Below are 1,922 nucleotides of genomic sequence, written 5' to 3'. Positions count from 1 at the left end.
GGTCGCGGTAGGGACGGCAGTTACCTACCGCCCCCCGCCCAGATCCGTACGTGCGGAACTACCGCATACGGCTCCTGCCTTGGGTACGTGACGCAAAGCGATCCTCGGGATAAGGATGTGCATTTCTGGGTCTTGGTATATAGAGGTCGGCAAGGCGTCCGTAGCGTGACCATTGAAGCCGATGACGCTGGCTGCGACGTTTGAGGGCGTGCCGCCATAGACGGCATACCGCCAACCGAAAACCGCCAAGACGTATCAGGTTTCCCGGCACCGCGTGGTAATTGAAGTACCCACCGACAACCCGGTTAAGCCACTGACCCACGACCCGAACAGGCTCATGACGTCGGCGTTTCAGCTCATCCCGGATAGCCAGTAGCGTTGCACGCATTCGCTTCTTGACCGTCAGTCGCAGTATTTGAAACCCACCGCTTCTGTTGGTACTACAACAGTGCGTGAAGCCCAGGAAGTCAAATGTCTCCGGTTTACCTAAGCCTCGCTTTCTACGATTTCTCGCAGCAAAACGACCAAACTCAATCAGCCGTGTCTTCGAAGCGTTGAGCGATAAACCGAACCTGGCCAGCCGTTCCCGCAATTGCTCCAAGAACTGCTGAGCCTGCCATTGCGTCCTGAAACCCACCACACTGTCGTCCGCGTAACGCACGACAATCACATCGCCACGGGCGTGGCGCTGGCGCCACTGCCTTGCCCATAGATCCAGCACGTAGTGAAGATAGATATTCGCCAGTAACGGCGATATCACTGCGCCTTGGGGAGTCCCCTTGGTCGCAGCCACCCTACAGCCATTCTCCATAACACCCGCTTGAAGCCATTTGCAGATCAGTCCGAGCAGGCGCTGGTCTGCAATCCGGTGTCCTAGAAACATCAGCATCCATTCATGGTCGATCTCATCAAAGAACGACGTGATATCCGCATCCAATATCCAGTTCACCTTCTGGCCCTTCAGCGCGACCGTCAACGCATCCAGCGCATCGTGCTGACTACGTCCCGGCCGAAACCCATACGAGAAACCTAGAAAGTCTTCTTCATAGATCGCATTCAGAACAGTGACAACTGCCTGCTGTACGATCTTGTCCTCCAGAGAGGCAATGCCCAGCGGACGCTGCCTGCCGTCGGCTTTGGGAATGTAGACCCGCCGCGACGGCGTTGCTCGATAGGCTCCACTGTGGAGCCTTGTGTGCAGATCGGTTACCCGCTGGAGAAGACCGTCCTCATATTCTCGCCACGACATGCCGTCCACGCCCACCGCCGCATCGCGGCGAAGCGCATAAAAGCTCTGCGCCAATAATTGCGGTGTGATGTGGTGCAGCAATGCCGTGAACTGCATGCCCTTATCCCTTCGGGCTGCTTCACGTACACCTTCAAGTCCCATCGACGCGCAACTGATCCGGCTCTGTGTTCGGGGCGCGGGGGACGTGTCGGTGTTTCCCTTGGCTACGTCCCTTTCCTCCACCATCTCCGCAGGGCTAAGCCCCTTGTTCGATGGCTTCTCAGGTACTACGGACGTATCCGACTTCTCAGCGACGTAGACAGCAGGGTTACGGCTTTTGGCCTTTCCTACTCCGCCCGGTGCTTGCGCACCGGGCATCGCTGAGATCTCCCAGTTTCTGTGCGAAGGACTTCCCGACGTGCACAGGGTCTCCGACCGCGCGGGATCAGAGCATGACTGGCGTATAACGCCATGCTCCATATTGCCTTCTGCTTCGCATAACAGCATCGGCATCCCGGATTCCTGATTACGCGGCTCAATGGCTGGCCCATCGGTTTCCCCTGTCAACGCTTCACCCTGCACCTTACGGTGCAACATGCATGACTCGGGGTCTGGTTGATTCGCCATTTCTTACCAGTATCGAACTTTCATCGACTATCCTCCGCCAGCTTTAACTGGCGCACTATGCGTCCGG

The 1,922-nt window shown here is 57.2% G+C and carries 1 protein-coding gene; it reads right to left on the bottom strand.

The features are described 5' to 3' along the window. Nucleotides 1-58 precede the first annotated feature (58 nt). A complete protein-coding gene (ltrA, locus tag GNF76_RS29175) occupies nucleotides 59-1,825 on the bottom strand; it encodes a group II intron reverse transcriptase/maturase (RefSeq protein WP_343037859.1) in 1,767 nt (588 codons plus the stop codon). Nucleotides 1,826-1,922 lie beyond the last annotated feature (97 nt).

It is taken from the genome of Pseudomonas spelaei, assembly GCF_009724245.1.
GTDB classification, from domain to species: domain Bacteria; phylum Pseudomonadota; class Gammaproteobacteria; order Pseudomonadales; family Pseudomonadaceae; genus Aquipseudomonas; species Aquipseudomonas spelaei.
This window is presented reverse-complemented; position numbering and strand designations above follow the sequence as displayed.

Coding starts and splice junctions, on each gene's coding strand:
- ltrA (WP_343037859.1), bottom strand. CDS start 1,825: ATGTTGCACCGTAAGGTGCAGGGTGAAGCGTTGACAGGGGAAACCGAT.